The 15,350-nt window shown below is 43.7% G+C and carries 20 protein-coding genes; 10 read left to right on the top strand and 10 right to left on the bottom strand.

All coding sequences use genetic code 11. The features are described from left to right. Nucleotides 1-149: 149 nt before the first annotated feature. The 4 genes from AAH944_RS11670 to tnpA form a co-directional block, all read right to left on the bottom strand. Nucleotides 150-434: a hypothetical protein gene (locus AAH944_RS11670; protein WP_068884324.1), complete on the bottom strand. Its 285-nt coding sequence runs from the start codon at nucleotides 432-434 to the stop codon at nucleotides 150-152. After that, the gene (gene tnpC / locus AAH944_RS11665; RefSeq protein WP_353852839.1) at nucleotides 434-2,035 is read right to left on the bottom strand and encodes an IS66 family transposase; all 1,602 of its coding nucleotides are present in this window, start codon (nucleotides 2,033-2,035) and stop codon (nucleotides 434-436) included. The genes AAH944_RS11670 and tnpC overlap by 1 nt, the downstream gene beginning before the upstream one ends. 75 nt (nucleotides 2,036-2,110) lie before the next feature. After that, a complete protein-coding gene (tnpB, locus tag AAH944_RS11660) occupies nucleotides 2,111-2,461 on the bottom strand; it encodes an IS66 family insertion sequence element accessory protein TnpB (RefSeq protein ID WP_415535039.1) in 351 nt (116 codons plus the stop codon). Next, complete coding sequence (gene tnpA, locus AAH944_RS11655; protein ID WP_415535038.1) at nucleotides 2,461-2,814, bottom strand: IS66 family insertion sequence element accessory protein TnpA; 354 nt, start codon at nucleotides 2,812-2,814, stop codon at nucleotides 2,461-2,463. Before tnpA ends, tnpB begins: the two co-directional genes overlap by 1 nt. A gap of 173 nt (nucleotides 2,815-2,987) precedes the next feature. Between tnpA and dinD the strand changes: the two genes are divergently transcribed. Together dinD and AAH944_RS11645 are read left to right on the top strand one after the other, a co-directional pair. Further along, nucleotides 2,988-3,824, top strand: a complete 837-nt coding sequence (gene dinD / locus AAH944_RS11650; protein WP_415535037.1) for a DNA damage-inducible protein D — start codon at nucleotides 2,988-2,990, stop codon at nucleotides 3,822-3,824. 81 nt (nucleotides 3,825-3,905) lie between these two features. Beyond that, nucleotides 3,906-4,010: a DUF5131 family protein gene (locus AAH944_RS11645; RefSeq protein WP_415537874.1), complete on the top strand. Its 105-nt coding sequence runs from the start codon at nucleotides 3,906-3,908 to the stop codon at nucleotides 4,008-4,010. Nucleotides 4,011-4,030: 20 nt separating this feature from the next. Here AAH944_RS11645 and AAH944_RS11640 read toward each other — a convergent pair whose 3' ends face one another. Next, on the bottom strand, nucleotides 4,031-4,561 hold the full coding sequence (locus tag AAH944_RS11640) for a hypothetical protein (protein WP_415535036.1): 531 nt from the start codon (nucleotides 4,559-4,561) through the stop codon (nucleotides 4,031-4,033). Between the two features lie 139 nt (nucleotides 4,562-4,700). Next, complete coding sequence (locus AAH944_RS11635; protein WP_415537872.1) at nucleotides 4,701-4,913, bottom strand: helix-turn-helix domain-containing protein; 213 nt, start codon at nucleotides 4,911-4,913, stop codon at nucleotides 4,701-4,703. 186 nt (nucleotides 4,914-5,099) lie between these two features. On the opposite strand from AAH944_RS11635, the gene AAH944_RS11630 reads away from it, so the two are divergent. Continuing rightward, a complete protein-coding gene (locus AAH944_RS11630) occupies nucleotides 5,100-5,438 on the top strand; it encodes a hypothetical protein (RefSeq protein WP_415535035.1) in 339 nt (112 codons plus the stop codon). Between the two features lie 83 nt (nucleotides 5,439-5,521). Here the strand turns inward: AAH944_RS11630 and AAH944_RS11625 are convergent, their stop codons facing one another. The 4 genes from AAH944_RS11625 to AAH944_RS11610 all read right to left on the bottom strand — a co-directional run bounded on the left by AAH944_RS11625 (nucleotide 5,522) and on the right by AAH944_RS11610 (nucleotide 8,153). Continuing rightward, entirely contained in the window at nucleotides 5,522-6,187 is a 666-nt protein-coding gene (locus AAH944_RS11625) for an Ig-like domain-containing protein (protein ID WP_415535034.1), read from the bottom strand. A 480-nt stretch (nucleotides 6,188-6,667) separates the two neighbouring features. Beyond that, complete coding sequence (locus AAH944_RS11620) at nucleotides 6,668-6,907, bottom strand: DUF2922 domain-containing protein (protein WP_415535033.1); 240 nt, start codon at nucleotides 6,905-6,907, stop codon at nucleotides 6,668-6,670. Nucleotides 6,908-6,945: 38 nt separating this feature from the next. Continuing rightward, the gene (locus tag AAH944_RS11615) at nucleotides 6,946-7,170 is read right to left on the bottom strand and encodes a DUF1659 domain-containing protein (RefSeq protein ID WP_415535032.1); all 225 of its coding nucleotides are present in this window, start codon (nucleotides 7,168-7,170) and stop codon (nucleotides 6,946-6,948) included. 92 nt (nucleotides 7,171-7,262) lie between these two features. Beyond that, nucleotides 7,263-8,153 carry a DUF3102 domain-containing protein gene (locus tag AAH944_RS11610; RefSeq protein ID WP_415537871.1) on the bottom strand — a complete coding sequence of 297 codons (891 nt, stop codon included), beginning with the start codon at nucleotides 8,151-8,153 and terminating at the stop codon, nucleotides 7,263-7,265. Nucleotides 8,154-8,518: 365 nt separating this feature from the next. Between AAH944_RS11610 and msrB the strand changes: the two genes are divergently transcribed. The 7 genes from msrB to AAH944_RS11575 all read left to right on the top strand — a co-directional run bounded on the left by msrB (nucleotide 8,519) and on the right by AAH944_RS11575 (nucleotide 15,325). After that, nucleotides 8,519-9,469, top strand: a complete 951-nt coding sequence (msrB, locus tag AAH944_RS11605; RefSeq protein ID WP_415535031.1) for a peptide-methionine (R)-S-oxide reductase MsrB — start codon at nucleotides 8,519-8,521, stop codon at nucleotides 9,467-9,469. 16 nt (nucleotides 9,470-9,485) lie between these two features. Continuing rightward, entirely contained in the window at nucleotides 9,486-9,854 is a 369-nt protein-coding gene (locus AAH944_RS11600; RefSeq protein ID WP_415535030.1) for a hypothetical protein, read from the top strand. Then, on the top strand, nucleotides 9,847-10,371 hold the full coding sequence (locus AAH944_RS11595) for an ATP-binding cassette domain-containing protein (RefSeq protein ID WP_415535029.1): 525 nt from the start codon (nucleotides 9,847-9,849) through the stop codon (nucleotides 10,369-10,371). Before AAH944_RS11600 ends, AAH944_RS11595 begins: the two co-directional genes overlap by 8 nt. 14 nt (nucleotides 10,372-10,385) lie before the next feature. After that, nucleotides 10,386-11,063: a response regulator transcription factor gene (locus AAH944_RS11590; protein WP_415535028.1), complete on the top strand. Its 678-nt coding sequence runs from the start codon at nucleotides 10,386-10,388 to the stop codon at nucleotides 11,061-11,063. A 1-nt stretch (nucleotide 11,064) separates the two neighbouring features. Then, entirely contained in the window at nucleotides 11,065-11,982 is a 918-nt protein-coding gene (locus tag AAH944_RS11585) for a sensor histidine kinase (RefSeq protein ID WP_415535027.1), read from the top strand. 128 nt (nucleotides 11,983-12,110) lie between these two features. Next, the gene (locus tag AAH944_RS11580) at nucleotides 12,111-12,788 is read left to right on the top strand and encodes an ABC transporter ATP-binding protein (protein WP_415535026.1); all 678 of its coding nucleotides are present in this window, start codon (nucleotides 12,111-12,113) and stop codon (nucleotides 12,786-12,788) included. Continuing rightward, nucleotides 12,785-15,325 (top strand): FtsX-like permease family protein, encoded by a 2,541-nt coding sequence (locus AAH944_RS11575; RefSeq protein WP_415535025.1) that lies wholly within the window; start codon nucleotides 12,785-12,787, stop codon nucleotides 15,323-15,325. The genes AAH944_RS11580 and AAH944_RS11575 overlap by 4 nt, the downstream gene beginning before the upstream one ends. The last annotated feature ends 25 nt before the right edge of the window (nucleotides 15,326-15,350 follow it).

Here is a 15,350-nt window from a genome sequence, read left to right as displayed (position 1 = left end):
CTCAAATCTGTGAACAGGTGGTCTGGCGCAGCTCATTCTGAAATACCCGGTTGAGCTGGCCTACTGCTTGGCTTACTAAAGGTATCACTGCATATAAGTAATGGAATTTATTAGTTGAATTGTAAGCGTCAAACAGATTCAGACGTGAGCTACATTAAATCAGGCTCATCCACTCCAAGAAGATCGCAAAGAGCATTGTTAACCATTATCCTAAAATCATCATCAGATATGTTGTTAGCTTGAGCATATTCGAAGACATCATCGACAGTGCTGACGAATTTTTGTGCTAAACGAGCATTCTCCCTTTTCATCTTCGGAAAATGCTCAATAACATAGCCTGAATAATCCATTTCGAAGAGATATCTTGATATCTTTCCGTCAGCAAAATCAGAGATAAAATCTATCATAAACGCCGTATGTTTTCCAACCTTCATCAGTCTTCCTCCCACGCATATTTTTCCGGACTTCCGTTACCGGGCTGCGGGGTGAATACTTTCTCCGGCAAGGCTGCACTACCAGGTAAAAAGTCTTTAATTTCAGATATGTAACCCGCTCTTCCTAAGTTAGGGGCATTTGTAAAAATCCATGTTAAATATTCAAATGGATTCAAGCCATTTTCTCTCGCACTCACAATTAGGCTGTAATAAATCGCACTGGCCCTGGCGCCGTTTGGTGTGTTAGTAAAGATCCAGTTCTTTCGACCGATTACAAAAGGTTTAATACTACGTTCCGCACGGTTGTTTGAAATTTCAAGACGTCCGTCCAGCAGGTATCTCTTAAGATATTTTTGTTGGGACTTGGCATAATGTACCGCCTTACCAAGAAGTGTGTTAGGCAAAGCAGCAAGCCCATTGATCCAATTGTAAAAGTCATCAAATACAGGCTTTGACAAGCGTTTGCGCTCTTGAAGGCGTTTATACGGGGTAAGGGAAGCAAACTGTTTTTCAAGGTGGAACAGCTTGTCACAATAGGTAACCCCTTTTGCCGCACTGGATTCCGGTTGTTTCTCCTTGGGCAGGGTTTTAAAGGCATCGAAAAACTTCCGCCTAAGATGTGCCAGGCAGCCCACAACGATTATGTTTTCAGGAAGCTTATGATAACCTTCGTATCCATCTGTATGAAGGTAACCTGTAAAATCTTTTAAGAATTTTCCAGGATGGGTATGTTTTCTGTCAACTTGATAGTCATAAATTACAATCTGGTGTTTTGTATCTCCGCTGGTGCGGTACAGCCACATGTAACTCTTTGACTGCGCCGTCTTTCCCGGTTCTTTCAACACCTGCAGCGTGGTTTCATCTGCGTGGAGCACTTCATGCTCACATAATCTAAGCTTCATCTCTTCATATATCGGTTCCAGCCAGTCCTCACTGGCTTTGATCATCCAGTTTGACATCGTCTGCCGGGAAAGCAGGATGCCGTTTTGTTTCCACTCCTGCTCCTGTCGGTATAGTGGGGATGCCATCATGAATTTCTGTACCGCTATATGGGCAATTGTCTCGGGGGAAGCAAATCCGCCTTTGATGACAGGTTCCGGCATATCTGCTTTTATGATAGGAACATGCTCGGCAGTTCCTTCACAATTACGGCAGGCGTAAATATGCCGTACGTGCCGTACAATGATTGCTTTGGCAGGAATGACTTTGAGTTCTTCGCGAGTTTCCCTGCCCATTGTATGTAACTGACTGCTGCAATTCGGACAAATACACTCTTCTGCCGGAAGCTCGTGTTCAATTACCTCAACAGGTAAATCCTTCGGCAATTTGTCAGTTGTAAGGCGTGTCCGTTTACGATAATGCGCTTTTACCTCGGCAAGCTTCGGTTCCGGCTTGCTTATATCGGCGCTTGATTCGGCCTCGTTGAATATGAGCATCTGAATACCGTCTGTCTTTTCACTTGATGCGCCAAATTGTTTATGCTTAGCAAGGCGGATCTGTGACATAAACCACTGTACTTGTTGCTCTAATTCAGCAATTTTGCGGTCCTTTTCTTCAATTATTCCAAGCAGTTGTTCTGCTGAAGTTTCTTGCGTTTTCATAAGAAAATTATACCATAAAAACCGCAAAAAAGCTAGATTTCATGCGGTTCTAAACGCTGTTTCGAGATAAATATTTCAAGAGATTTGCCGCTCGAAAACTTCTTCTCGTTTCAGCTTTTTCTCCAGTTTCGCACCTTCAATAAGATAAGATAATTCTTTGGTTTCAAGAACCATGGTGGCAGTGTCTCCCTTTGCCGGCCAGCGAAAATGTCCGCGCTCCAGACGTTTGAAATACAACCAGAATCCGTCGCCGTCCCATTCCAGGATTTTTATTCTGTTCCGATGCCGGTTGCAGAATACAAACAATGCTTCTGAAAACGGATCGATGGAAAAGTTGTCTTTAACCAGCGCCATGAGTCCGTTGATTGATTTCCTCATATCGGTATGCCCGCAGCATAGGTACACGGGTTTGTCACTCCATCTCATTACAGCACCCTCAATATGCGGCAGACTTTTTTCAGAAGTTCAGGATCCGTCTCCGCATCCACGGTGACGTGACAGCCACCGACTTCAATATCCAGCGTTGATTTTATTTCTTGACCTTGGGAAAGTTGCATCCACCCTTCCGGGACACAGCTTACGATGGTTTCTTCTTTCCGTTTTGAAAGTTCCATACATGCAACCTTTCGTAACTGTCGCTGCCAATAAAAGTATGCATGCTTACTTATTCCTTTCTCCTGGCAGAAATCCTTAATGCTCTGTCCGCTGCATTGCCGGTCCTGTATCACCTGCATCCACTGTGATAGTCGGTACTCTGTTGTGACTTTTTGTATATTCATACAACCACTCCGCTTTGGTTGAAAAAGTGTGCAAACTTTTTCAACTTTTTCAACCATATTTATTGTGATTGTACTATCTTCAAGGCTACAATTCTATGTGATGGTGTCTTTGACGCTTACGTTGAATTAGAACGTATGTTCGTTTATAATTGTCTCAGAGGAGGAGAGCTCATATGACTGAGATTGAAAGATATTCGGAAAAAACTTTTGAAGCCATCAAACATTTTACTGCAGAAGGTATAGAGTTTTGGTATGCCAGAGAGTTAAAGGCTGTTTTGGAATACAAGCAATGGCGCAGGTTTAGTGAAGTTATCGATAAAGCAAAAATTGCTTGCCAAAACAGTGGCAATATTTTGTCTGACCATTTTGCCAACGTTGGCAAAATGGTTGATATCGGTTCAGGTGCTGAACGAGAGATAGAAGATATAATGCTTTCCCGTTACGCATGTTATTTAATTGTTCAAAATGGAGACTCTCGTAAAAAAGTGATTGCAATCGGACAAACCTATTTTGCCGTAAAGACACGTCAACAAGAATTAATCGAAAACTATGACCAGTTGACCGAAGAACAGAAGCGTTTTGCAATCCGTAACGAGATTATTGCCCATAATAAGTCTTTAGCTGAGGCGGCAAAAGGGGCCGGCGTTGTTGAAGCAAAGGATTATGCGATTTTTCAGAATAAAGGGTACCAAGGGTTGTATGGCGGCTTAGGGGTGAAAGAAATCCATGAACGCAAAGGCTTAAAGAAAAGCCAAAAAATACTCGACCATATGGGAAGCACGGAACTGGCGGCAAATCTATTCCGGGCCACTCAAACCGATGAAAAATTGAGAAGAGAGAATGTTAAAGGAAAAGAAAAAGCCAATCAGACTCATTTCCAAGTAGGGAAAAAGGTACGGCAAACGATCAAAGAATTGGGAGGAACCATGCCGGAGGATTTACCGACACCTGGGAAGAGCATTCAGCAAATTGAGAAAGAACATAAGAATAGGTATAAGGAAATAGAATAAGAAACGATTCCTTTGTTTTGCAGCGGCAACGTTCAGGTTCGAGAATACGTTCTGTAATTGGCTCTGCACTACGCGCATTAAATTATATGGACCGAGAACACCTGGAATCCGGTGACGGGCTGCACCAAAATATCTGACGGCTGTAAGAATTGCTATGCTTATCGTATGACCAGAAGAAATAGTTGATATAAAAAAGTGTTTCTTCATCATTTAGTAGCTTCTTTTTTTTCATTAGATATTTGCTTTTGATCATTATTTAGTTTTTTGTTCTCAGTAAATATTTTCTGGTTCTTTATAGATTCTTCGTCTATAAATATTGTGTATGTAGCTTCTTTCAACATAGGTTTATCAGCCAAAAGAATAAACTTGTTAGTTGAATTCTTTATTATATAGAGTCTATCATGTTCCTTGTCTTCTATATAGAAGTTTTTACCATAACCAAGCCTTTCCGCAATAGGAATAAACAAGAAGTAGAGAACTTCTAATGCAAGGAAAAAACATAATATTGAGACTGTAACAAATGCTGTTGCATTTTGTAAATCTTGTTGAAGATAAAAATTATAGATAACCAAAGAAATTGGAAATCCAATAAATGTACCTAATACAAAATCTAAAAGTACCTTCTTTTTATCATCAATAAGTTTTCGTTCAAGAGGTTCTATTTTAAATAGAATAATTGCTTGAACAAACAGGCCACCTATAAACACTATTGCTGCCCAGCTAAATATTTCATTCATAAATAACACCCCGATATCATGTTATCATTGATAAATCGCAGATAGAAAAATGGGTGCTCTCTCGAAAGTAAGCTCCCGTTAAATGATTATTTCGAAAAATACACTGTAGCGAGTTTCATTAAGTATATCACTGTTGTGATTAACGGTAAGGTTTTCTATTATCAGTAAGCCCGAGCAAATAGTCAATACTTGTACCGTAGAATTTCGCGAGTTTAATCAGCGAGACACTGGGAATATCCAAAGTTCCGCTTTCATACCTGGAATAGGTTGTCTGGCTGACATTTAACAAATCAGCGAGCGTTTGTTGATTGAGGTCACGGTCTTCTCTTAAATCTCTGAGTCGTTGGTACATAATAATCATCTGGGTACTATTGTAAATTATGCAATAAGCGCATATTGATTTTTATGCGCTTTTCGCATAAAATAGTATTTGCTGAATCATCTCATAGTATGAATACCGAAGAATCATTTATTGAGTTAGCAATGACCGTCCTGATGATTCAAGTAACCCTAAAGAATTTATGAGGAGCGGGAAAAGATGCAAGAAGGCAAACATAAGCAAATGGATGATACGATCCGGCTCGTAAGGTGGTTATCCGAACATCCCAAAATCCAAAGCAGGCTGTGTGATGGGGAATTTGAATCGACAGCGGGAGAGTGTATCGAAATGATCGAAATGCTGGAGAAATATTCATTCTACGATATGATCTTCATTCTTTTGATGAAGAATCGCCACGATCCGGTGATCGATGAGGCCCTTACCAAGACTGTTACGGAAAAGATCGCAAATGAATGGGAGAGAATCGGAACGGAGCAAATGTGCCGAGATATTAAAGAACGGATCAGAAAGGAAATAAAGATAAATGAGGTTTCATAATAACGGGACCTAAAGTGAATTTATCATCAGTTGTTAAAAAATCGAAACGGGGGATCATGGTTAAGTTAATTTATAGGAGTTCTTTATTTTTTCTTTTTTCTTAATAGAAACCAAGCCACAATAGCAGCTACAACACCATAGCCGAGAACAGAAGAACCGGATTCATCTTGATTGCTATTTGTCTCTATCATTTCTTGAGTTTCTTGTTCCGAAGAAGCTTGTTCTTCAGTGACTGTTGAAACAGGCTTTGCTTTTTCGTCAATATTTAAAGTGATACTATTTGTTTTTCCATTACTTGATTTAGCTGTTATGATCGCGGAACCAGGATTTATTGCTGTAACCATACCATCTTCACTAACTATAGCAACATTGATATCACTTGATGACCAAGTAATAGATTTATTCTCTGCATCTGAAGGGTAAATAGCAGCACTTAATACAGTTTCGGCTCCAACTTCTAATACAGTGTTATCCATAGAATTGATCATTACAGAGCTAACGTCAACTGGTTCAGGGATTGTTGTTTTTTCTGGTGTTTCATATGGGCAGACTCCATTAGGATGTAAGTGAGGGCCGTAACCATGATGATAATGGTAATAACCTAATCCACTAGCATTTTTGTTATCTCTGTGTCCACCGTTTGAATCAGTTCTTCCTGAATGGGCAAAAGTATTAGATGAAAATAACAACAAAATAATTACGATAGATAATAGGATTCTTCCAATTGTTTTTGTTTTTTCTCTTATCAACGAAACATCTCCCTAGTAATAGTAAAGAATGAGCCTAGTTAAGTGTTGAAAATTGTAAATTTCTATATAAAAAAGTCGAAACCCCTTAACAACATAAGAACCATTATTCTTTCAAGAATAACAGTTCAAATTATGGATACATTTTTTGATTCAATTGCTAAAAATTCCGATTTTAGAAAATTACAAGTTTATTTTAACATAATTTACTAAATATTTGTGAAAAAATTTGGGAATTTAGAAAAACAGTAATTCAAAAAATTCGAATAACTGTTTCTGGTGGAAAAAAATTTCTTTAAAAGTTTCTGTCGGCTATCGTGTAAAATCCCTTCGGGGTACGCAGTTCCGCCGTTGGGCGCTGGAAGTGCTGAAGGTGCAGAATTACGTAAAGCTCATTGTACTAGGGCGGCCTTGCGGCCGCCAATCCCTCAAAATGATGCCTTGGAACCAGCCATGCTCTCCGGACAGCTTAGCCGGAATATTTTATTCTTGGGGGGGATCGTAGAGGTCGTCCGTGGTAGTATCTACCACTTTAATATCTCTCTTGCTTGCCAGATCCCCACTGGGAGTTGCAAAAATATTTTTTGCCGTGATGAGGTCCATGACCGCCCCGACTTGGGTAAGCGTAAGGCCTGTCTTTGGCTGGGGAAGGGTAATGGTAAACGCATTACCACCTGCGGTCGTGAATACCATTCTTAAAACTTTCTGGTTAGTGATTGCCATGCTCTGTCACCACCCTGGAATTATTTGCTCCGGCCGGTTTATTCATCGGTCAGCTCGAAAATTTTCAGGCGGCGGATATCTGTCAATGGATAATCCACCAGGCTTGATAAAGCGACAGCCACATCGTATACGTCCTGATCGGTTGCCGTTGCTTTAACGCCGGTCAGGCTTTTTTGCCGGAGAACAGGCGCACCGCCGGCGGTAGTCCCTGTCTGATAGCGGGTTGCCAGCACTGAATCCAATGTGTTTACCACTAATGTCATAAGCTTACCTCTTTTCCTGGTTTTCTGCTTGTCCGAAGAGCATGTCCTTTTTAGTATATGCCCATCGTTTTCCGGGGGTGACTGTAAAGAAATTAATCTTTTACATCAATTACTTGATTTACCTGTACTTTCGAAGCTGCCCGGGAAGCTTTCTCTATTCGCGTTAACTTGTTGATTGTCTTTGTCATTAACTGATTGGCATGGGCTATATATAAGCTACACGCGTCCGGGTCCGCTGCGGCCATTTCTTTGATGGCGACAAAGAGTTCCTCCAGTCCTTTGGTTATCAGCTCAAAGCGGGCATCTGCCTGGCTCATGGAGAGGTTGAGCTTTAAGAGTTTGCTTTCGTTTTCTATCTCGGCGATGTGTTTGGCTGTCGTATTTTCATTTTCCAGGACATCAAGCTTACGCTGCAGCTTCAAAACATTTCCTTGCTCGGCCCATACGGCTTGCAGGTTATCCGTGGCTTCTTTTTTCGCCCGATCGCGCTCATCTGATAATTTGGAGATTTTATCTTTTTGCTCATCACAGATTTTCTGCAGCTCTTCTTTCCCGGCAAGCTCCTGGTTCCTCACATATACCGCCTGCTGCAGCTGCTGCTTGCTCATGCTGCCTGCATCATTCTCAGCGATAAACGCATCCCGCTGATCTTCCGGGAGCCCAAGAAGAATGAGGGCCTGGGTGTAGGTTAGATTCGTCACCGGTGACGAATCTGACATTTCCTGATCTTCGGATGAGACAAGCAGTTTAGCCCCATATTCATCAAAGATTTGCATCATCCTATCTGCAGTTCTTTGAGAATAACTTACCGATTCCTCCAGCCACTTGCCCCATTCCCCATAGGGCAGCAGCGCTTTGGCTTCCTTCAGGCGTTTTCCTACTTCGACGGCGCTGGCCAGCAGAATTTTACTGGTTTGTTGTTTAATCGTATTGATTTCAGCCGCGATGACAGGCGGCGTGCGTTCTGTCAGCAAATCGCTCATATTGATACCGTCTTTCCTGTACTTTATTGGCATCATATGGGATAAGCTTGACAACAGTGACAACAGGTTTGTAACCTTAAAGGCAAAGCGCTTACCCTATGTAAAATTTGAACACTTATGATAGACAAGTCATATAATAATATTGGGTCATATAGGTCATTGGTAGTAGTGTCAATCATAAGCAGGAATCCGGCTGCGTAGAACAGCTGGATTCCTGCTTGTTTTCGAGTATGCGCATACAATTTATTCGGTTATTGAAGGCATTCATCTGAACAAGCCTTGGATTTCTTTGTATGGATAAAGCCTATGCTTCGGGAGTATTATATAATCATCTGATGTTCACCTAATGTCATGGAGGGTCTGTTATGTCTGAGATTTATCTTGCGGGCGGCTGTTTTTGGGGTGTGGAAAAATTGATTGCGTCTATTCGCGGGGTTCATTCCACGCAAGTGGGCTATGCCAATGGCAAGACCGCGAACCCGACCTATGAGGATGTGTGTCAGCGCGGCAGCGGACATGCCGAGACGGTGTATGTAGACTATGATCCGGAGATTGTGCCGCTGGAATTCTTGCTGGAATTATATTATCAGGCGATTGATCCGGTCTCGCTCAACCGGCAGGGCGGCGACAAGGGGACCCAATACCGTACCGGGATTTATTATGTGGATATTAATGATCTGCCGGTGATAGAACGATCCGTGGCCAAGCTGCAAAAAAGCTACGATAAACCTGTCGTGATCGAGATAAAAGCAATGGAGAACTTTTGTCCGGCGGAAGAGTACCACCAAAAATATCTGGATAAAAATCCGGATGGCTACTGTCACATCGGCAAGGATAAATTCACGAAGGCGGCAGCGGCCATTATCAACCCGGCCGATTATCATGCGCCGGATCCTGACAGGCTGCGCCAAACCCTGACCGGAACGCAGTACGAAGTGACGCAGAATAATGCCACCGAGCCGCCGTTTCATAACGCGTTCTGGGACACTTTCCGGCCGGGCATTTATGTGGATATTACAACAGGCGAGCCGCTTTTTGCCTCCTCGGATAAATTCGAATCAGGATGCGGCTGGCCGAGCTTTACCAAGCCTATTGACCCCAATGTGGTCTGGGAAAAGACCGATACTTCCCATAGCATGCTGCGGACCGAGGTCAGGAGCCACGCCGGCGACGCTCATCTGGGGCATGTGTTTGCTGATGGACCAAGGGAATCCGGCGGTCTGCGATACTGTATCAACAGCGCCTCGCTGCGGTTCGTGCCCAAAGAAGATATGGAGCGGGAAGGGTACGGAAATTTAATTGGACTTGTGAAGTAGAGGTCAGCAATGGTCGATGGCTGGAAATGGTCCTGACCAAACTGAAAAATCAAACAGGAATGCGTACATTGATGGAAGCTGCCAACGACATGGTGCAGATGCATGCGCCATCTGTCATTCGGCGCCTATGCCCAGGCCATTATGCCCGGAAAGATCAATTCTGTCATTTTATTTCACAAAAAGTAATTCCTACCAGAAATTCGGAACTGTAGGAAGCTTTGTTACACCCTTTAATGACAAAGTCAATCAAGCAAGAAGGGGTGACTTGATGCTGGAGATAGATAAACTTGTCTCAGAGCTTGCCTACATGAATATACCCAAAGAGCGGCTTATCTCCAGGATCGAAGAAATATATTTTAAGAAGGAGGGCAAGAAAATTGATTGAGGTTAAAAATCTGACCAAATGTTTTGACAAAAATAAAGTTTTGGATGACTTAAATATTCATGTCAGGAAAGCATCGGTATATGGCCTGCTTGGGCCGAATGGCGCCGGGAAAACGACGCTGATTAAGCATTTAACCGGATTATACCGCCAGGATCAAGGAACAGTGACGATTGACCATAAGCCGGTCTACGAAAATCCTGAGGTTAAGGCTCAAATGGTTTACATACCTGACGATTTGTATTTCTTTTCTCAATACAGTATTGATGAAACAGCAAAGTTCTACGCAAAAATATATCCCAAATGGAATTGGAACAGATACGAGCAATTAAAGCAGGTATTTCCTATCGACAGCAAGAAATTAAAGGGATATCTCAGGGAGTTGGAAAATAATCAAATTCAGTCAGACCTCACAGGCTCAGTTTCCTGGAGCTTGGGCAGGAAATTGGTAAGATCTATATTCGGCTTTAAGCTTAACGGAAGATTGGTGCCGTCTGAGTTTATTCTATCCGACTGTTAGACAGGAGGCGCATGATGAACCGCATTTTAATCGTTGAGGATGATATCACCTTAAGCAAAGGCATTGTCCTGGCCCTCAAAGAAGATCATTGTGACTTTGTACAGGCCTATGATATCGCTTCCGCCAAGAAACAGCTGCAAAGCAAGGCCTTCGATCTGGTAATACTCGATGTCAATCTACCGGATGGAAACGGTCTTGACCTTTTGGCGGAAGTCCGTAAGACGCTTGTGTTGCCTGTTATTGTCCTGACTGCCAATGATCTGGAGACGGATATTGTAACCGGGTTAGCGCTTGGGGCGGATGATTATATCACAAAACCTTTCAGTCTGATGGTGCTGCGGGCCAGAGTGGGCGTCCAATTGCGGAAGTTGAGGCAGCAGCTTTCTGATACCGTAATGATTGACGGGTTTTCTTTTTCCTTTGAAAAGATGGCGTTTTGGCGAGACGGCAATCCTATTGAACTCAGCAAAACCGAGCAGAAACTACTCCGGATTTTGATCGAAAACAGAGGGAAGACTGTTCCCCGTGCCGATTTGGTGGACAGGATTTGGACCGACGGGGCTGAGTATGTTGACGAAAATGCCCTGTCGGTGACGATCAAAAGACTGCGTGCGAAATTGGAAGATCTTCCGTCTTCACCGCGATATATCAAAACAGTCTATGGCCTTGGCTACACATGGGCGGTACGGTGAGATGAATACACTTGCTTGCATCTGTATCGGGTTTGCCCTTGCTGCGGCAGGCGCAGCCGCGATGGCGATTGTCTTTTACCACCAAAGAACAAAGAAAACGCTCGCAAGAATAGCGAACATGTTGGACACAGCCATAAACGGCAGCTTTGCCCAAGGTATTTTTGATGAATCTGCTTTATCGGCGGTGGAAGCGAAGTTGGCCAGGTACCTTTCCATCTGTACAGTATCTTCGCAGAACCTGCTTGCGGAAAAGGATAAAATAAATAGCCTGATTTCAGACATTTCCCATCAAACCAAAACACCCCTTGCCAATATCCTGCTTTATGCCCAGCTGCTCAGCGAACACGAATTGCCGGAAGACGGTAAAGCTTGTATGCAAGCTTTGTCCGCCCAGGCGGAAAAGCTCAATTTTCTTATCAGTGCTTTGGTGAAAACCTCAAGGCTGGAAACGGGCATTATGACTGTTTCACCGAAAGAGGAAGTCATTCAAAAGCTGCTGGATGAAGTACGGGCGCAAATCAGGCCAAAGGCAGAGGCCAAAGGCATTTTGATTGATCTGGAAGATACAGCGAGTTGGGCCTATTTTGATCTGAAATGGACGACGGAAGCTGTGTATAATATCATCGATAACGCTGTAAAGTATACGCCAAGCGGTGGCCGTATTCATATAAAAGTCATACCCTATGAACTGTTCTGCCGCATCGATATTACCGATAATGGAATTGGGATTGCCGAGGATGAACAAAGTAAAATATTTACCCGGTTCTATCGCTCGCGAGCCGTGGACAATCAGGAAGGGGTTGGCCTTGGACTGTTTTTGGCCAGAGAGATCATCTCAGCCGAGGGCGGTTATATTAAGGTGTCATCACAGCTGGGCAGCGGTTCTACCTTTTCGGTATTTTTACCGGGAGTAAAGTGAAGCAGGAATAAAATGAAATCTGTCAAAACTGTTAGACTTTAGAAAGAACGTTGAAAGATTGTTGTGATATAGTCAATATTGCAGGCACTGCAATATTGACTATTTTCGATTTGGGGGAGGAGAACATCATGCCCATACTTGAAACCTGCAAATTGCAAAAATATTACGGTGGCGGAGAGACAATCGTTAAAGCCTTAGACGGTGTCGACCTCGCGGTGGAAAACGGGGAATTTGTTGCGATAGTAGGCACATCAGGCAGCGGAAAGTCGACGCTTCTGCATATGCTGGGTGGGCTTGACCGTCCTACAAGCGGAACAGTCACGGTAGACGGAAAGGAGATCTTTTTGTTGAAAGACGAAGAACTGACGATTTTCCGCCGTAGAAAAATCGGTTTTGTCTTTCAGAATTATAATCTGATTCCTGTATTAAATGTGTACGAGAATATGATCCTGCCGATTCAGCTCGACGGCAATGAGCCGGATAAACACTATATTGATAAAATCATCCGGACATTGGGGCTTGAAAGCAAATTGAACAATCTGCCCAACAATCTTTCCGGCGGGCAGCAGCAGCGGGTAGCAATTGCCAGAGCTTTGGCGGCTAAGCCTGCTATCGTTCTTGCCGATGAACCGACAGGAAATCTCGACAGTAAAACCAGCCAAGATGTCCTGGGTCTGTTAAAAGTTACAGGCAAGAAGTTTAGTCAAACCATTGTTATGATTACCCATAACGAGGAAATCGCCCAGTTGGCCGACCGCGTCATCCGGATTGAAGACGGGAGAATCTTGGGCGGTGAAAGCAAATGATCAAAGTAGAAAACAAAAAAGCGATTCGCCATTTGGCCGAGAAGAGTTTTCGGGCCAATAAAGCCCGCAATATCATTGCGATCATTGCCATTGCCTTGACAACGGTGCTTCTTACCTCCCTTTTTACTATGGGGATCGGTACGGTGGAGAGTATTCAGCAGGCCACAATGAGGCAGGCAGGCGGTGACGGTCACGCTGTGCTCAAATATATCACCGACGAGGAATATGACAATATCAAAGGACATCCGCTGATCAAAGAAATTGCCTATAACCGTATACTGTGCGATGGTGTGGAAAACAAAGCGTTTGTAAAGCGCCGTGCCGAGTTTTGGTATTACGATGATGTCGGGTTGAAACTCGGATTTTGCGAACCCACAAGCGGACACAAACCTGTAGCTGAAAAGGAAGTGATTGCCGATACCAGGACTTTGGAGCTAATGGGTGTTCCACTTGAGGTCGGCGCGCCGCTTACGCTGACACTGAATATCCGTGGGAAAGAAATACAGCGCAATTTTTTCCTTGCCGGCTGGTGGGAGAGCGATCCCGTCTTTAACGTGGGACAGATTTTTGCTTCCCGGGCTTATGTGGATGCCCATTTGGCTGAATTGCATAATACCTATAAGGAAGATAGCTCGCTTGCCGGTGCCATTAATGCGTATATTATGTTCAAAAATAGTATGGATTTAGAGGGGAAGCTTAGCAAAGTCATTACCGACAGCGGTTATTCGATTGACGAAAATGCGCCGAATTATTTGGCGCATAATGTGAACTGGGCATACCTCTCCACAAACTTTGGTATGGACGCAGGTACTGTTATGGCACTGCTTTTGGGTTTACTATTAATCGTTTTTACCGGCTATCTGATTATCTACAACATCTTTCAAATTTCCGTCATTCGGGACATCCGCTTTTATGGCCTCTTAAAAACCATCGGCACAACCGGGACGCAGATCCGCCGGATTATCCGCAGACAGGCGCTGATCCTTTCCGCTATGGGCATTCCAATCGGACTGATTATCGGTTTCTTCATCGGCAGATCGATTGTTCCTATCATCATGAACAATACCGCCTATGCCGGGAGTACGGTCTCTGTCTCAGCAAACCCCCGGATTTTTATCGGTTCTGCGCTGTTTGCCTTGGTCACGGTGCTCATCAGCACCTTTAAGCCGGGCAGGATCGCCGCCGCTGTTTCACCGGTGGAGGCAGTACGCTATACTGACGGAAATATAATACAAAACGGCAAACTGAAAAAGACTACGGATGGCGGGAAAATGCCCAGGATGGCCCTGGCTAATTTAGTACGTAACAAAAGGCGTACCGTTTTGGTCGTGATTAACATGGCCTTAAGCCTTGTGCTGCTGAACACGGTGTTTACGTTGTCTCAGAGTATTGACATAAATAAGTTCCTTGCTAAATTTGTAGACACCGATTTTCTGATTGCCCATGCCGATTATTTTCAAAATGACTTCTCCGGTTCCGAAAATCAGACCACCGAGAGCTTTATCCAGGCGGTGAAAGCGCAGCCCGGTTTTGAGGAAGGTGGAAGACTGTACGGAGGCAGAGAGGAAGGATTTGCCGTCGAGGACGAAAAAAACACCGCCCAGGATTATAATAAAAACCCTTATGGTCACTTCTTTGCTGCGGGCTATGGTCTTGAAGACCTGCCGCTTCAGCGGCTGGAGCTGATCGACGGGGAACTGGATGATGCTAAGCTGGCCACCGGCAAGTATATTCTGGAAGGCGTTCAACTTGATGACAACAGCATTCCGAAAATGGACAGCGCGCATTTTGCAGTGGGTGAAACGGTCACGCTTCATAACTATAAGGGAACGTCGGAAGCATTTACTGATAGAGAGTACACGACGCAGGAGTTTATCGTGCTGGGCCATGTAGCCATTAAACATTTTTCCAATTCCGACCGCACAGGATGGGACTATAACTTCTATCTTCCGGCGGATGTCTACAAAAAATTAGTCACAATGCCTGCTATAATGAGCTATGCTTTTAATGTTTCCGAAGATCAGGAAGCAGCGATGGAGCGTTTTTTGCAAAGCTACACTGGTCTGGTGGAACCTGTTATGAATTACACCTCAAAATTTACTTCCCTCAAGGAGTTTTCCGGTATGCAAATGACTGTTGTGATGATTGGCGGGGCACTCAGCTTAATCATCGGATTGATTGGCATTCTCAATTTTGTCAATGCCATTCTCACCAGCATTCTGACTAGACGCAAGGAATTTGCGATGCTGCAAAGCATTGGCATGACACGCAAGCAGCTGCGCCGCATGTTAATGTTTGAAGGTTTTTATTATACGTTTGGCACTTGCATCCTGTCGTTCGTATTCACCACGCTGTTTTCACTTTTGATTGTCAAAGCATTTTGTCGCCTTCTGTGGTTCTTCAGTTATCATTTTATCTTATGGCCGGTTTTGAGCGTACTGCCTTTCCTGCTTGTGCTTGGCGTGATGATTCCTCTGGTATCGTATGCCCTGACTGACAAGCAAAGTATTGTCGAGCGGCTTCGGGAGGCGGAATAAGACGGCGTGGAAAAAGACGGCATCA

It is taken from the genome of Dehalobacter sp. CP (assembly GCF_047652685.1).
Classification (GTDB): Bacteria; Bacillota; Desulfitobacteriia; order Desulfitobacteriales; family Syntrophobotulaceae; genus Dehalobacter.
The sequence above is the reverse complement of the archived record's forward strand: the minus strand, read 5'-3'. Positions and strand labels throughout refer to the sequence as shown.

Coding starts and splice junctions, on each gene's coding strand:
- AAH944_RS11670 (WP_068884324.1), bottom strand. CDS start 434: ATGAAGGTTGGAAAACATACGGCGTTTATGATAGATTTTATCTCTGAT.
- tnpC (WP_353852839.1), bottom strand. CDS start 2,035: ATGAAAACGCAAGAAACTTCAGCAGAACAACTGCTTGGAATAATTGAA.
- tnpB (WP_415535039.1), bottom strand. CDS start 2,461: ATGAGATGGAGTGACAAACCCGTGTACCTATGCTGCGGGCATACCGAT.
- tnpA (WP_415535038.1), bottom strand. CDS start 2,814: ATGAATATACAAAAAGTCACAACAGAGTACCGACTATCACAGTGGATG.
- dinD (WP_415535037.1), top strand. CDS start 2,988: ATGACTGAGATTGAAAGATATTCGGAAAAAACTTTTGAAGCCATCAAA.
- AAH944_RS11640 (WP_415535036.1), bottom strand. CDS start 4,561: ATGAATGAAATATTTAGCTGGGCAGCAATAGTGTTTATAGGTGGCCTG.
- AAH944_RS11635 (WP_415537872.1), bottom strand. CDS start 4,913: ATGTACCAACGACTCAGAGATTTAAGAGAAGACCGTGACCTCAATCAA.
- AAH944_RS11630 (WP_415535035.1), top strand. CDS start 5,100: ATGCAAGAAGGCAAACATAAGCAAATGGATGATACGATCCGGCTCGTA.
- AAH944_RS11620 (WP_415535033.1), bottom strand. CDS start 6,907: ATGGCAATCACTAACCAGAAAGTTTTAAGAATGGTATTCACGACCGCA.
- AAH944_RS11615 (WP_415535032.1), bottom strand. CDS start 7,170: ATGACATTAGTGGTAAACACATTGGATTCAGTGCTGGCAACCCGCTAT.
- AAH944_RS11610 (WP_415537871.1), bottom strand. CDS start 8,153: ATGAGCGATTTGCTGACAGAACGCACGCCGCCTGTCATCGCGGCTGAA.
- msrB (WP_415535031.1), top strand. CDS start 8,519: ATGTCTGAGATTTATCTTGCGGGCGGCTGTTTTTGGGGTGTGGAAAAA.
- AAH944_RS11600 (WP_415535030.1), top strand. CDS start 9,486: ATGGCTGGAAATGGTCCTGACCAAACTGAAAAATCAAACAGGAATGCG.
- AAH944_RS11590 (WP_415535028.1), top strand. CDS start 10,386: ATGAACCGCATTTTAATCGTTGAGGATGATATCACCTTAAGCAAAGGC.
- AAH944_RS11585 (WP_415535027.1), top strand. CDS start 11,065: ATGAATACACTTGCTTGCATCTGTATCGGGTTTGCCCTTGCTGCGGCA.
- AAH944_RS11580 (WP_415535026.1), top strand. CDS start 12,111: ATGCCCATACTTGAAACCTGCAAATTGCAAAAATATTACGGTGGCGGA.
- AAH944_RS11575 (WP_415535025.1), top strand. CDS start 12,785: ATGATCAAAGTAGAAAACAAAAAAGCGATTCGCCATTTGGCCGAGAAG.